The following is a 14,835-nucleotide window of genomic DNA, read 5'->3' on the forward strand; positions in this document are numbered from 1 at the left end:
ACCAATAACAGTCATAAAACACTGTAAATAAGCCGGGATGTTTTTCGGGAAGCTATAGCCTGAACGAAACAGCATACCGGCTTACCCCAAGGTGCAACTGGCCTAGTCTTTTCCTTGCTAATCAGTATCATGCATTAATGGACTGAAATTAGCCGCTTTACGTGCTGCGAGGGAACGATGGCTCAGACAACTGCCGCAACAACACAAAGTAATTTTGCCTTTTTGGCAGAATATGATCCGATCTTTCAACAGCTGGCAACGTTGGCAGAAAGGTCGTTCTCTAGTGACCCTAACACTACACTGATCAAACTGCGTCAGCTGGGCGAAGCATTTGCTCAGGATATTGCAGCACGTTGCGGCTTGGAGTTTGATGACCGTACCAGTCAGTCAGACCTGCTTTATCGGCTCAATCGAGAAGTGGGTCTGGAGCGTGTCGTTCTCAATCTTTTTCAGACCTTGCGGATCGAGGGCAACAAGGCGACCCACCAGTTTCGAACACGCCATAAAGAAGCGTTGGATGGCCTTAAACTGGCGCGTGAGCTGGCTGTCTGGTTTCATCGCTCATTCGGCAGCAAGGCTTCCGGTTTCAAAGCCGGGGCCTTTATCCCCCCTCAGGACCCGAGTCATCACCTGCGTGATCTGCAAACGGAGATTGAAAAGCTAAAGGTTGAACTGTCAGAAACCAATCAACAACTGGACTCGAGTCAGCAATTAACTGAGTTGTTGGAGCGTGAGAAGGAAGAGTACGCTGTACTGGCTGAGCAGATGGATGCTGAAGCCAGGCAGCTGTCAGAACAGTCAGAAACAAGCGAGTCTGCCTTCACGCAGCAGCTAAGTGAGTTTGAAGCGCGTGTCAAAGAGTTGCAGGACGAGTTGGCCAGGAAGGATACTCGTCAGGTTTCAGAACAGAAGAAAAGTATCGGTCAAAGCACGCGTAAAGCGACGCAACACATCACACTCAATGAAGAGCTGACACGTATCCTTATCGACCAGCAGCTCCAGGAAGTGGGTTGGCAAGTAGATACCCAAGAGCTGACCTATCAGAAAGGCTGTCGCCCGGAGAAAGGTGTCAACAAGGCGATTGCTGAATGGCCAACTCAGTTCCGGGGAAAGAAGGGCCGGGCAGACTATGTACTGTTTTGCGGCTTGGTTCCGGTGGCAGTGATTGAAGCCAAGAAAGAGAACAGCAACGTTGCGGGAAAAATCCTCCAGGCTGAGCGTTACTCAAAAGGGTTCAGGGTTGAAGTCAGTCAGACGGGGGCTTGGACATTAGCTGGTCAGACGGTTGCCTGGCCGGATGATCAGGATGCTCACTACCATGTACCTTTCGTGTATTCCTGTAATGGTCGTCCATTCATTAAACAGTTGGCAGAACAATCCGGGACCTGGTTCCGGGATGTGCGCGATAACAGTAATACCGCGAGAGCGTTACAGCAGTTCCACAGTCCTGAGGGTCTGCTGGACTTGCTTAAGCGCAGCAAAGCAGAAGCGCAGAAAACGTTACAGCAGGAGGGCTTCTCTTACCTAAAGCTGCGTGACTACCAGCAGAAGGCTATTCAGTCAGTTGAGACCGCACTGGAGAATAATCAGCAACATTGTTTGCTGGCGATGGCTACCGGTACAGGCAAAACCCGGACCATCATCGGGCTGATGTACCGCTTCCTCAAAGCAGAACGCTTTAAACGCATACTCTTCCTTGTGGACCGAAGTGCACTTGGCCAGCAGGCCCTTGATGCGATTAATGAAGCTCCGCTTGAGCAAAGCCAGACCCTCTCGAAAATCTACAATGTTGCCGAACTGGGGGATATGGCAGCGGAGGCTGAAACCCGGATACAGGTAGCCACTGTACAAGCGATGGTGAAACGCATCTTTATGTCGGATTCGCCACCGCTTGTGGATCAGTTCGATTGCATCATTGTGGATGAAGCCCACCGTGGTTATACGCTTGATCAGGAGATGACAGAAGGTGAGTTGGCAACCCGGGATGCGAGCCAGTATCTCTCAAGTTATCGTCGCGTGCTGGATTATTTTGATGCGATCAAAATTGGTTTAACCGCTACGCCTGCCAAGCACACAAGCGATATCTTCGGTAAACCGGTGTACACCTATACCTATCGTGAAGCGGTGGCGGATGACTGGCTGATCGATCATGAACCTCCGATCCGCTATCAGACATTGCTGTCCAGGCATGGCATCAGGTTTGAGAAAGGTAGTGAGGTATCAGCCATCAATGTCCAGACGGGTGAGGTTGAATCTGCTGAGCTGGATGATGAGCTGAATTTCGAAATCGAAGCGTTTAACCGGCGAGTGATCAACGAGAACTTTAACCGTGTTATCTGCGAACAGCTGGCTCAGGAGATTGATCCCTTTGGTGATGAGAAAGCCATGATCTTCTGTGCGACTGACCTGCATGCGGACATGGTGAAGCGTCTCTTAGATGCCGCTTTCAAAGAGCTGTATAACGGCGACTACAATCAGGCAGCGGTTGTTAAGATCACTGGCCAGAGCGATAAAGTGGATCAACTGATCCGCCAGTACAAAAACGAGCGCTATCCTAATATCGCAATAACTGTCGACCTGCTGACGACCGGTATTGACGTACCAGAGATCTGCAACCTTGTATTCCTTCGCCGGGTGAAGTCACGAATTCTCTACGAACAGATGGTAGGGCGTGCCACTCGCCGCTGCGACGAGATCGGTAAAACAGTATTCCGTATCTACGACCCAGTCGATATCTATGCTGCTCTTGAGCCGGTTTCTACAATGAAGCCGCTTGTGAAAGACCCGAATATCACCCTGGAGCAGTTGGTTGAAGAACTGACCGATCCAGAGCAGCTACAGCAAGCTTTAGAGGCACCGGGTGAGTCAGAGAACGAATCACATGCGGATGCTGTTCTGAGTCAGCTCAGTCAGAAGGTGATGCGAGTGTTACGCAAAGCCGAGAAAAAGGCAGAACGTAAGCCGCAGCTGAAACAGAAACTGGATGAACTGGAGCGGCTCTGGGGTGTCGAGCCTAAGAAACTTCATCAGCACCTTCATTCATTGGGGCCGAAGCAGGCTTCAGCGTTTATGCAGCAACATCAGGGAATACTGAATCAGTTAGATGAAGTACGTCAGTTCTTAGGCAGCGAGAACTACCCGGTGATTTCTGATCATCATGACGTGCTTGAGGTCCGGGAGCAGAGCTACGGCATCTATGAAAAGCCTGCTGACTATCTGGATAGCTTCGCTCAGTTCATCCGAGAACAGATCAACCAGTCCGCTGCACTCTCCGTTGTTGTTAGCAAACCGAGAGATTTGACCCGGGAACAGCTGAAAGAGATTCGCATCATGCTGGATGGGGCGGGTTACAGTGAGGCTTCGTTGCAATCAGCATGGCGTAACAAAACTAATCAGGATATCGCAGCCAGTATCATCGGCCATATCCGGCAGGCCGCATTGGGTGAAGCGCTGCTGCCTTTTGAACAGCGTGTGCAGAACGCAATGCAGAGCATTTATGGCCAGCATCAATGGACACCCGCGCAAAGGAAGTGGCTTGATCGCCTGTCCAAGCAGCTGACTCATGAAGTGATTATCGATCGAGAGACGATTAGCGCTATCCCGGCTTTTCCAGGCGGAGCCAAGCAGCTGGATAAAGCGTTAGGGCAGAAGCTGGATGATGTGCTGGATGGTCTTAACGACAGCCTTTGGCAGTCGGCTTCATGATATGTATAAAAAATAAAAGAAAGTATACATATCTGGTTTATGTGTCGAAAAATCCTGAGAAAATCGACATATCTTGTTTACATGTCGATACGATCGACATAAGCTCCCGGTGTGTCGAAAAAAGTGGATTTAGTAAACATGAGCTGGCAGCCAGATAGAGCCTTCAACGATTTGCCCCAACTGCCTCCAAGCCAAGATTTTGAAACTAAGTCAGTGCTTAAAGCATGTATATCAGCACGGGCTGCGTTAGCTGAACTAAAACAGGCCGGTCAACTGCTGCCTAACCAAGGCATGCTGATCAATCTGTTGCCTTTGTTGGAAGCGAAGGACAGCTCTGAGATTGAGAACATCGTCACTACTACCGATAAACTGTTCCAGTTTGCGCAAGAAGACAGTCAGGCCGATGCTATGACCAAGGAAGCGCTGCGCTACCGAACAGCGCTTTATCAAGGGTTTACTCACCTGGAGCGCAAACCGCTGTGTGTCACCACCGCTTTGGAAGTATGTAGCACCATCAAATCGATGGATATGGATGTGCGCAAAGTGCCCGGGACTAACCTAAGCAATCAGGCGACTGGTGAGGTGATCTACACACCACCCGAAGGCGAGCATGTTATTCGAGAGCTGTTGAGTAACTGGGAGCGATTTCTCAATGCTGAGGATGACATCGATCCGCTAGTAAAGATGGCCGTAGCGCACTACCAGTTTGAAGCGATACACCCCTTTATTGACGGTAATGGTCGTACAGGGCGCGTGTTGAACATCCTGTATCTGATCGACCAGCAGCTGCTGACATTGCCAATTCTTTATCTGAGCCGCCATATCGTCCGGTTTAAACAGGATTACTACAGGCTTCTGCTGGACGTTACCCGTGAACAGAACTGGGAACCCTGGATCATCTTTATGTTGCAGGCGGTGGAGAATACCGCTCGCTGGACGACAGAGAAAATAGCGGCGACTCGCTCGTTGCTAGAACACACCTCAGAATTTGTGCGTGAACAACTGCCCAAAATCTACAGCTATGAACTGATTCAACTGATCTTTGAACAGCCATACTGCCGCATCGGTAATCTGGTCGAGAGTGAAATTGCCAAGCGACAGACGGCTTCTGTCTATCTTAAGCAGCTCTGTGAAATAGGCGTGTTACACGAGATGCAGGTCGGTAAAGAGAAGCTGTTCGTACACCCAAAATTAATGACACTGATGACGCAGGACGGCAATCAGTATCCAGCATATTCAATGGAATAGCCCGAATGACAAATAACGATATCGTACAAAAACTCTGGAACCTCTGTGACGTACTGCGTGATGACGGCATCAACTACAGCGACTACGTGACTGAGCTGGTTCTGCTGCTGTTTATCAAGATGGTTCATGAGAATACTGAGAACGGTACCCTGCAGAAGCACAGGTTGCCGGAAGGGTGCCGCTGGACTGACATTAACGGTAAGTCGGGCCTTAATCTGCTGAACGATTACAAGCGTATTCTGCTGTCACTATCTACCGGCTGGGATGCTGAAGATAACCTTGTGCATGATGATCCGCTGATCAGTGCAATCTATGCAGATGCGCAGACCCGGCTGCGTGAGCCCCGCCACCTTGAGCAGTTGGTGAAGTCACTGGATCAGATTGATTGGTTCAGTGCTCAGAAAGATGGGCTGGGTGACCTCTACGAAGGACTGTTGGAGAAGAACGCCAACGAAACCAAATCCGGAGCGGGGCAGTACTTCACACCGCGAGCTCTGATTAACTCCATGGTGCGTTGTATCAAGCCTCAACCGGGTGAAAAGATTCAGGACCCGGCAGCCGGTACAGCAGGCTTTTTGATCGCTGCTGATGCCTTTATCAAAGAACAGACTGATGACCTGTTTGATCTGGATGCAAAGGAACAGGCATTCCAGAAAAACAAAGCCTTTATCGGGGTTGAACTGGTACCGGGAACCCGCCGTTTAGCACTGATGAACTGTTTGTTACATGGGATGGAAGGTGATGACGAAGGTGTCGTTCACTTAGGGAACGCTCTCGGTCAGGTCGGAGCCGGCCTGGAAAAAGCAGACGTTATTTTAGCCAATCCACCCTTCGGTACCTCTAAAGGCGGTGAGGCTTCAATCACCCGTGATGATCTTACCTACGACACCAGTAACAAGCAGCTGGCGTTTCTGCAGCATATCTACCGCAACTTGAAGGCCGGTGGCCGTGCTGCTGTGGTACTACCGGATAACGTCTTGTTTGAAGCAGGTAAAGGTACTGATATTCGTCGTGACCTGATGGATAAGTGTAACCTGCACACTATCCTCCGATTACCGACCGGCATCTTCTACGCCCAAGGTGTAAAAACCAATGTGCTCTTCTTCACCAAGGGCAGCGCTACGGATACTTATCAGGAAGAGAACTGTACAGAGAACGTCTGGGTCTATGACCTGCGTACCAATATGCCAAGTTTTGGTAAGCGTACCCCGTTTAATGAAACCTATCTGAAACCGTTTGAAGCGCTTTACGGTGAAGACCCTAACGGAACTAGTGAGCGCACTGCAGGGGACTGGTCATTTACTGATACAGATACCGAGCAGGTTGAAACAACCTCTCGCTGGCGCAGATTCAGCCGTGAATATATTGCCGAAACCAAAGGCAACTCGTTGGATATCAGCTGGCTAAAAGACAGCGACAGTGTGGATGCCGCCGACCTGCCAGCGCCGGAACTGTTGGCCGCAGAAGCCATGAGTGAGCTGACAGAGGCATTGCGTGAGTTGGATGGTTTGATGCAGGCGTTGGGTGCTGGAGACCAAGCGACGGTGCAGAAGCAGTTGTTAGCAGATGTATTGACAATGGATGCTGAGGTGAAGCCGTGAGTGAGGTTGTTTTACCTGAGGGGTGGGAAAGCTCCACGATCTCAACTGTATGTTTACTAAACCCTAAAGAACGTTTAGCCGATGAGCTGGACGTAGGCTTTATGCCTATGGCTGGAGTGCCTACGGTCTTTCACGGGACTTGCCAATTTGAACTTCGTAAATGGGAAAGTGTAAAGAAAGGCTTTACTCAGTTTCGCGATGGGGATGCGATCTTTGCCAAGATAACTCCATGTTTTGAAAACAGTAAGGCAGCAGTTATTGAGGGCTTCCCTTCTGGATGGGGTGCGGGTAGCACTGAGTATTATGTATTACGGCCTATTGGTCACGCGATCAATCCGAAACTGCTTCTGGCATTGGTGAAGACAAAGGCGTTTTTGGTTAACGGCGCGACAAACATGTCTGGTTCCGTAGGCCATAAACGTGTGCCAAAAACGTTTGTTGAAAGTTACCCTCTGCCTTTGCCACCAATTGCTGAACAAAAAGAGATCGCTGACAGATTGGATAACCTGCTGGCACAGGTCGACAGCATTAAAGCCCGCCTTGATGCCATCCCCGTCATTCTCAAACGCTTCCGCCAATCCGTCCTAGCCGCTGCTACTTCAGGTGAACTTACTAAAACTTGGCGTGAAAGATCGGCACTAGGGAAACATGATGTTCCCCAGCTTAAGGAAATTATGGAACGTGAATGGTTTGAGGCAAAAGAGAGGGAATTTAAGAGAAAGGGAAAAAGGCCCAAAAGTGATAATTGGAAGAAGTTCGGCGATCCTGTAATCATTGAGAATGATGAACTGGGCTGGGTTTCGGTCTCATTAGAAAATGTTGCAGAAGTGATTGATCCTAATCCGTCCCATCGCATGCCAAAGTACGTTGATGATGGACTTCCATTTATATCTAGTGAAAATATTACTAGAAACGATTCAGTTGATTTCAATAAGGGAAAAAAAATTACGGACGAAGAATTACAAAAACAGAAACAACGGTATGAAGTTACACACACTACCTTCGCATTTACCCGAATTGGGACCATTGGAAAATCAGTTAGCTTGCCCTTGCCTCATAATTACGGGGTAAGTCATGCGATGGCAATCGTAACCCCAAGTGGGGTAATTGATGGTGCATTTCTGAGGTTGGTAATTTCTTGTGAAAGTATAATCAAGCAAGCATTTGATGGAGTTCAAAGTGTAGGAGTACCTGATTTAGGTATCGGTAAAATGAAAGCATTTCGAATACCATTGCCGATGCTGGATGAACAAGAAGAAATTGTTAGAAGGGTTTCCGGGCACCTAGCAATTGCAAAACAGATTGAACAGCAAGTGAAAAAAGCCCAGTCACAGGTCAATAACCTCACCCAATCCATCCTCGCCAAAGCCTTCCGTGGTGAACTCACCGTGGACTGGCGTGCCGAGCATCCAGAACTGATCTCCGGTGAAAATTCAGCACAGGCGTTGCTGGAGCGCATAAAAGCGGAACAGGAAAAACTGGCACCACAGAAGAAAGGCCGTAAAAAAAGGACATAAGTTATAAAATGAAAGGGATTTTCAAAGAGCTGTTAGGAAAACTCTTCGGCTGGCGCTTGGATGAATACTCCTCTTACGGCTGCTCGGTTGCACCGTCAAGGTTTGATCCTTTGGCCGATAGATGTAGGGGGATCTTACGTTACTGGATCGAATCTGAACTGTTCGATCTACCCACATGCCCGTCACCCGTAAACAAACACTTTCACCCGGCAGGGCGTTTTACTGAAGTTTGGGGTAAAAACACCCAACGGCAGATCCGGGAAGGTAAGTTAGAACTGACCGATAAAAGCCGCTTGGTACTGATGTTCCAATGCCATTATGCCGGGTACCTGATGTACAACTCGGAAGTGCATCCGAACTATAACGTACCCAGAACCTTTCTGGTGTCTCAGGCGATGGTGCCGCAGTGGGATGAAGTGCGTCATTGCATCATCTGGAAACTGTCGGATGATGTAGCCGATCAGACGGTGAATCTGGCATCAATCCGTACCCTGTATCGTAAATGCCAGGCATCGGTACCTGACAATATGTCGCTCTATGAATGGATGGATGCCCGTCTGAAGGATATCGAAGGCCTCATTACACGGGAGCTGTCGTCTGCAGATGGTCAGGGGCTTGATACCGAAACGCTCTACAGATGTGCCAAAATTGTTAACAGACTGTTAGCAAAACAGTTCTGGCCCAATAGCGCTGCGCATCGCTTTATGGCTGAACAAAGTCAGCCGCTGGATGCGGGATACGATGATTCCTACATAGGGCATCGATTCCGCGATGGTGAGATCAGTTTCCGCTGGCGCTTCTGTTTCTATCCCGATGGCAATGAAAATCAGCAGCTGGGGCCTTTCTTCGTAAAGGATCTGGAACGCTTGCTGGATAAGGTGATGGACAATGGTACGGATAGTCTTTCTACACCGCTGCGAAAATACCTGTTTGGTCACGCCAACCAGGTTGAAGTTGGTTCCGCATTGGATAATGGCGAGTTCTTCCATGCTCACACCGCCAGGGTTATTTCCGGGCGCTGGCCTGAAAATCCTGATTATGGTTTGAGTTTGCTGCAGTCCTTTGCGGTTAATACAGCGTTGGATACACAGTCCCATCCCGTGGTGGCTGTTAACGGTCCGCCCGGCACTGGCAAAACAACTTTGCTAAAGGATGTGATAGCTGCGTGCTTTGTTGCTCGAACCCGTGCGTTGGCGGATCTATCAATAGGTGATGATTGGTTAGGCTCTGATGCGGTGGTCGAGGCGATTATGGCCCATAGCATGGTCGTCGCTTCCAGTAATAACAAAGCGGTTGAAAATATCTCCCGTGAACTGCCCCAACTATCGAAAATCCACACGGCCTATCAGGATCAGATTGGCCATTTCAAGAGTGCGGCCAACATCGGGGATTGGGGGACGTTTTGTGCGGTATTGGGCAATCAGTCCAATCGCGGAAATTTCAAACCTGTTCTTGAACGATTAAAAGCTCACCTTCGAAACCTGAGAGACCCGTTTTCTCTGAACGATCTTATCCGGCGGCTGGAAAGCGCCGAGGCTTCCCGTGCGAAAGAGTTGATCACTGACTATGTCGCCAGGTTGAACAAAAAGGCGCTATTAATCGATCTTGCCAGTGATCTGCAGAAAACCCCAGCATATCAGAAGCACGCAGTATTTCTTGGAGCGTTTCGTAACTGTCTGAATAAAGTGGCCTTGGGTTTCGATGAGCCTGAACTGGCGGGCAAGCTTTGGATGGATGCTGATGAAGCAGCATGTACCGATATGTTTGAAGCGTTAAACGATTTCAAACGCCAGTGGTTTGGGATAGGTCTCGGGGATAAAAGAGTCGAAGAGAAATTAGCTAAAGCTCGCGCGTGTTTTGAGCTTTGTTATCAGGAATTAACGAATATCGAACTGAGTGCGGGGCGTAGTGGACTGAATATCTCTGACCACCTGCTTTTTCCTGACTCCTATGCCCGTAACTATGGTGAGTCGGATGAGTCGGCTGAGCAACGGTTGCAGAAGTCCAGCCCCTTGGGCAGTAAGGATATAAATGGACGACGTTCGGAGCTGTTTATTGCCGCACTTGCACTAAACGAGGCGCTTCTTGAAAGCGTTGCGAAAGCGCTCTTAATACAGTGGGATGAGTTATCGCAGTTGATTGATGGCCGTTCTGAAACCTTTGAACTCCAACCGGAATATCAGCACGTGTGGGCGACTTTATTCCTGTTTTTTCCTGTGGTCAGCACTTCACTGTCATCGGTTCAGACGCAGTTCAAGCTGATGCAAAAGAAAGAGGGTTTTGGTCTGGTGATGTTCGATGAAGCCGGACAAGCGGTGAACTACCATGTGGCGGGCTTATTGCAAAGGAGTCGTCAGGCCATTTTCGTTGGTGACCCTATTCAAATTGAGCCGGTGGTAACCACGCCTGAATCTATAGACCGGGATATTGCAGCAGACTTTATGCCGGTATCTGTGCAAGGCGATGAAGGCAAGTGGGGCGATGACTATCTGGTCAAGATGCTTTCGGCGCAGTCAATTGCCGATCGTGCCTCTGGTTTTTACTCTATGATCGGGCATAGACGTATCGGAATTCCTCTATTGGTCCATCGACGTTGTGTCGACCCTATGTTCAGTATTGCCAATCAGATGGCGTATGACGGAAAGATGGTATTAGCAACCCACAGCAGCAAGACAAGCTCAGTTAAAAGCGGGTGGGTAAATGTGGTCGAACAACCGGAGGAAGTTCAGTCCGAAGGATATATCAACGATGCGGAAGCGGATGCGGCGCTCACACTGATTCGATTCCTGGCAGAGGAGCATCCTGATGTAATTGAAGACGGTATTTTTGTCATTACACCGTTTACCAAGATGGCTAAAGCGCTGGAGAATAAGTGGAACAAAGCCGCGAAGCTAAGCAAGAACGAAGGATGGATGTGTAAAGTGTTGTCCAGGTCTGATAAAGGCGCTGATCCGAAAGTGTTTGCTGAGAACAATATCGGTACCGTACACACATTCCAGGGCAAGGAAGCAGGCGTGGTTATCCTCTGTCTGGCTGCATCTACCGTGCGTAAAAAGAGTGGGGGCATTAGCTGGGTAAACAGTACGCCTAATCTGCTGAACGTAGCGGTAACCAGGGCTAAGAAACATCTGTTTATTTTGGGTAATCGTAGCGATTGGGTGAAAGGAGAGCAGTCCAGATACCTGCTATGTGAGGAGATGGAAAGTTATCAAAGCACCGGTGAGCTGGTGGGCGATGATAATGTGGACAAAAATAGTTTTCATGTCACTGATGGAGAATTGTCCCTATTGGATCGGTTCTTTTAACCTTTTTCGCACTAATTGAGGATTTTTAATGGCAGTTTGGTTAGTAAGAGCGGGCGCGCAGGGTGAATACGAACAAAAGTTTATTCAGGAAAACCGGATCTACCTTACCTGGGATGAATTGAACGCAGAGTTAACTCAGATTGAAGATAGAGCGCAATTAATTTCAGTATTGGCTGAATTGGATAGTGATGCCAAGCCAAAAAAACTGATGAACCATGCCAGCCAGATCTGGCCATTCGCTCGAACAATGCAGATTGGTGATCGGGTTATTCTGCCGTCTAAAACTCAGCCAGTGATCTATATTGGGCGGATCACGTCTGAATACCAGCATGATGCCTCAGCTGAGAACCCGTTCTATCACTGGCGGTCTATTCAGTGGCTACCGGATGCAGTGCCACGTTCTCACTTCTCACAAGACTTGTTGTACAGCTTTGGGGCCTTTCTCACAATCTGTCGTATCCAGAGAAATAATGCCGAAGCTCGTTTGGATCAGATGGAGGCTAATGGCTGGAAAGCAGAAAGTAACCAGCAGATCATTGCACCTTCGTCAGGTTCAGTTGAGTCAGATGCGACTGATGAACAGGTTGAGTCTGATCTGGAATCTTACGCTCACGATCAAATCATCAAGCTGATTAAGGCCCGCTTTAAGGGACACAATCTTACGCGCCTTGTGACAGCGATTCTCGAAGCTAAAGGTTATACCTGCTGGCAAAGCCCGGAAGGGGCGGATGGTGGTGTTGATATCCTCGCTGGTGATGGTCCGATGGGATTCGGAGCGCAGAATATTTGTGTGGAGGTAAAGTCTGGTGATGGTCTGGTAGACAGACCTACGGTAGATAAGCTGATCGGGGCAATGACCAAGTTCAACGCCCCACAGGGATTATTCGTCTCTTGGGGAGGTTTTCGGTCCAATGTCCAAAAAGAACTAGCGTCCAGCTTCTTCAGGGTTCGTTTATGGACTCAGCATGATCTGCTGGAACAGCTCTTTGTACATTACGACAAACTGGATGAATCGATTAAAGCAGAGCTGCCACTTAAGCGTGTGTGGACTGTTGCTAGCATTGAAAGTTAAAGCCTAATGAACCTGTGTGCATCACCTCGGCTCGAGCTCTAATGGGTGAGAGTCGATCAGCTCCTTGCTACAATCGCCGCACAATTTTCTGTGAGGCGGGCTAGTGGAACTACTCAATACGGAATTTCTCGGACGTCCCCTGCGTCTTGAGGGCAATATGGCTGGCTGGCAACAGCTTTACTGGGACAACCAGCTGGTATCAGAGCGGGTTGCTTCAGCGGATGACGGCGAGCCAATCGAGCACCATTTCGAGCTGCAGCACCAGCATGATGAAAGCAGTGTTCGTTGCAGCATTATTCTTGATCTGGAGTGGCAGCCGTTTTCAATCAGTTACCGCGCACTGGTGAACGATCAGGCGGTGGCTGAGGGGGCGCGTGATGGCAATGATCTGGGAAGCTCGACACCGTCGGTCGTGACGCCTGAAAGGCCGCAGCTGAATATGATGGGGCTGGCCTCACTCGGATTTAAGCTGTTTAAGAGCGCCAAGGTGATCAAAGTGCTGCTGGCGGGCCTCAGCGTCGCGGCCTACGCCTGGCTGTTTTCGCTGCAGTTTGCGTTGGCGCTGATCGCCTGTCTGGTGGTGCATGAGTACGGCCATGTGCGGGCGATGAAGCACTTTGGTATGAAAACCAAGGGGATCTACCTGATTCCGTTTCTGGGTGGCCTGGCGCTGAGTGAGAATAAGGTCAACACCCGCTGGCAGGATGTGGTGATCGCCATTATGGGGCCGACCTTTGGTCTGGGGATGTCAGTACTCCTACTGCTGGCTTACTGGATGACCGGTGAGATGATCTTTGCCGGACTCTCGGCCTTCAATGCGCTGCTGAACCTGTTTAATCTGCTGCCGGTGCTGCCGCTGGATGGCGGGCATATCCTCAAGAGCATCAGCTTTTCGATGAACAGTATTGTCGGGCTGGTGGTCTGCATCCTGGCTGCGGTGGCGGGAGTCTATGTCAGCTATACCTTCGGACTGGCGTTGCTCGGCTTCCTGCTTCTGATCGGCAGTGTGGAGATCCTGCTGGAGTGGCGCTACCGCCAGTACAGCCGGTTACTGCCGCTCGATCGTTACGGTCAGATATTCTCCTTTGTCTGGTACCTGCTGACGGTGGCGGGCCTGGTCGGCATTATCATCTACTTTGCCGGTAGTGGTGATGCGGTACTGGGATTACCGCTGAAAGTACTGCAGAGCTGATAACATTGCCTGAAACCAAACAGCCCCGGAATTCCGTGGCTGTTTGGTTTTAGCCCTGCTGCAAATGGCAGGGAAGGTAAAAGCGATCAGTTCAGGCTAGGTGCCGATCTATTTAACCAGCTTAAGGTCCGGTGCCGAACGCCTGGCCCGGGTCAGTTCCTCATAGACCATGTCGAGGACCTGGGTGTAGAAATCACAGTGCGACTGGCCCTTGGGTTTGGCCGCGGTGCACAGGATGATTGCCCAGCGCTGGGTGCTGATCTGTTGCAGTGCGCTGGCTGAGAAAATCCGCACTACATGGTCCAGGGCGCCTTCAATTGCGCCATCAATGTAGCTCCTGTTGGCTGTTGGATAAGCTTCAAGCAGAATGTCGCAGATGCTTTCGCGGTCAATACTCATGGAACAATGTCCCTATCTGATTCGCCCGAAGACCCTACGTTAGCAATATCACACCAATTCAAAAACCACCTAAAGGTTTAGTCTGGCGATCTTTTAGTCGCGTCGTTGCGATAAATCAGGCTTTGGATCGCGGAGATTGGCAATCACTATACTAAAGGAAGCCAAAGCCGCGAACAGGGTGACAAAAAGTGTGTGGACGTTTAAACGTATCAGACGCGCCACTGAGTGAGTGGGTCAGTGAGCTACTGGGTATCAGGTTTCAGGCCCACAGCAACAGTGACCTGCGTCCGACTGACAATGTGGCTGCGGTTGTTTCACTGCAACAGCCTACGCAGCTTGATTTGCAATGGGGCATCAAGCCGGCCTGGGCAAAACGGCTTCTGATTAACGCTAAAGCGGAAACAGTCGCGGAGAAAATTACCTTCAAAGCTGCATTTGCCGCTACTCGCTGCCTGATACCCTGTTCCGGCTGGTATGAATGGCGCATAGAAGGCGAGGGGCATAAACAGAAATACCTGTTCACTGAGCCTTCGGGTTTACCTCTGCTGATGGCTGCGGTCTGGTATCCCGCGCGTGGCTGTCCTGATAAAGAGGGCGGTCAGTTTGTCTCCCTTACCCGACCTGCCAATCCCGCTTGCCTGCCTTACCATCACCGTATGCCGCTGTTTATCAGGCCTGATTGTGTCCGGCAATGGTTGCAGGGGGATATGGCCACTGCCGGCACGATGCTGGGCGGAGATGATGCTCAGTCTTTCCTGATCTGCGCCGCTTAAAGCGTCGCCTGAGCTAAGGAGTT

At 49.9% G+C, this 14,835-nt stretch carries 9 protein-coding genes; 8 read left to right on the forward strand and 1 reads right to left on the reverse strand.

Annotation, left to right across the window (positions count from 1 at the left end; genetic code table 11):
- Nucleotides 1-177: 177 nt before the first annotated feature.
- From hsdR to Q354_RS0122955, 7 genes are all read left to right on the forward strand, one after another.
- Entirely contained in the window at nucleotides 178-3,705 is a 3,528-nt protein-coding gene (gene hsdR / locus Q354_RS0122925; protein WP_027859660.1) for a type I restriction-modification system endonuclease, read from the forward strand.
- Between the two features lie 138 nt (nucleotides 3,706-3,843).
- Nucleotides 3,844-4,953 carry a protein adenylyltransferase Fic gene (gene fic / locus Q354_RS0122930; protein WP_027859661.1) on the forward strand — a complete coding sequence of 370 codons (1,110 nt, stop codon included), beginning with the start codon at nucleotides 3,844-3,846 and terminating at the stop codon, nucleotides 4,951-4,953.
- A gap of 5 nt (nucleotides 4,954-4,958) precedes the next feature.
- Nucleotides 4,959-6,554, forward strand: coding sequence for a class I SAM-dependent DNA methyltransferase (locus Q354_RS0122935; RefSeq protein WP_027859662.1), 1,596 nt, complete (start codon nucleotides 4,959-4,961; stop codon nucleotides 6,552-6,554).
- Nucleotides 6,551-8,071 (forward strand): restriction endonuclease subunit S, encoded by a 1,521-nt coding sequence (locus Q354_RS28380; protein WP_027859663.1) that lies wholly within the window; start codon nucleotides 6,551-6,553, stop codon nucleotides 8,069-8,071. The genes Q354_RS0122935 and Q354_RS28380 overlap by 4 nt, the downstream gene beginning before the upstream one ends.
- Nucleotides 8,072-8,079: 8 nt before the next feature.
- Nucleotides 8,080-11,376, forward strand: a complete 3,297-nt coding sequence (locus tag Q354_RS0122945; protein ID WP_027859664.1) for a DEAD/DEAH box helicase — start codon at nucleotides 8,080-8,082, stop codon at nucleotides 11,374-11,376.
- Nucleotides 11,377-11,404: 28 nt separating this feature from the next.
- Nucleotides 11,405-12,448, forward strand: a complete 1,044-nt coding sequence (locus Q354_RS0122950; protein WP_027859665.1) for a restriction endonuclease — start codon at nucleotides 11,405-11,407, stop codon at nucleotides 12,446-12,448.
- A 103-nt stretch (nucleotides 12,449-12,551) separates the two neighbouring features.
- The gene (locus Q354_RS0122955; protein WP_027859666.1) at nucleotides 12,552-13,640 is read left to right on the forward strand and encodes a site-2 protease family protein; all 1,089 of its coding nucleotides are present in this window, start codon (nucleotides 12,552-12,554) and stop codon (nucleotides 13,638-13,640) included.
- A 108-nt stretch (nucleotides 13,641-13,748) separates the two neighbouring features.
- Here Q354_RS0122955 and Q354_RS0122960 read toward each other — a convergent pair whose 3' ends face one another.
- Entirely contained in the window at nucleotides 13,749-14,039 is a 291-nt protein-coding gene (locus Q354_RS0122960; protein ID WP_027859667.1) for a hypothetical protein, read from the reverse strand.
- 188 nt (nucleotides 14,040-14,227) lie between these two features.
- On the opposite strand from Q354_RS0122960, the gene Q354_RS0122965 reads away from it, so the two are divergent.
- Nucleotides 14,228-14,812, forward strand: a complete 585-nt coding sequence (locus Q354_RS0122965; RefSeq protein ID WP_027859668.1) for an SOS response-associated peptidase — start codon at nucleotides 14,228-14,230, stop codon at nucleotides 14,810-14,812.
- Nucleotides 14,813-14,835: the final 23 nt, after the last annotated feature.

Source organism: Marinobacterium jannaschii DSM 6295 (assembly GCF_000620085.1).
Lineage (GTDB): Bacteria > Pseudomonadota > Gammaproteobacteria > Pseudomonadales > Balneatricaceae > Pontibacterium > Pontibacterium jannaschii.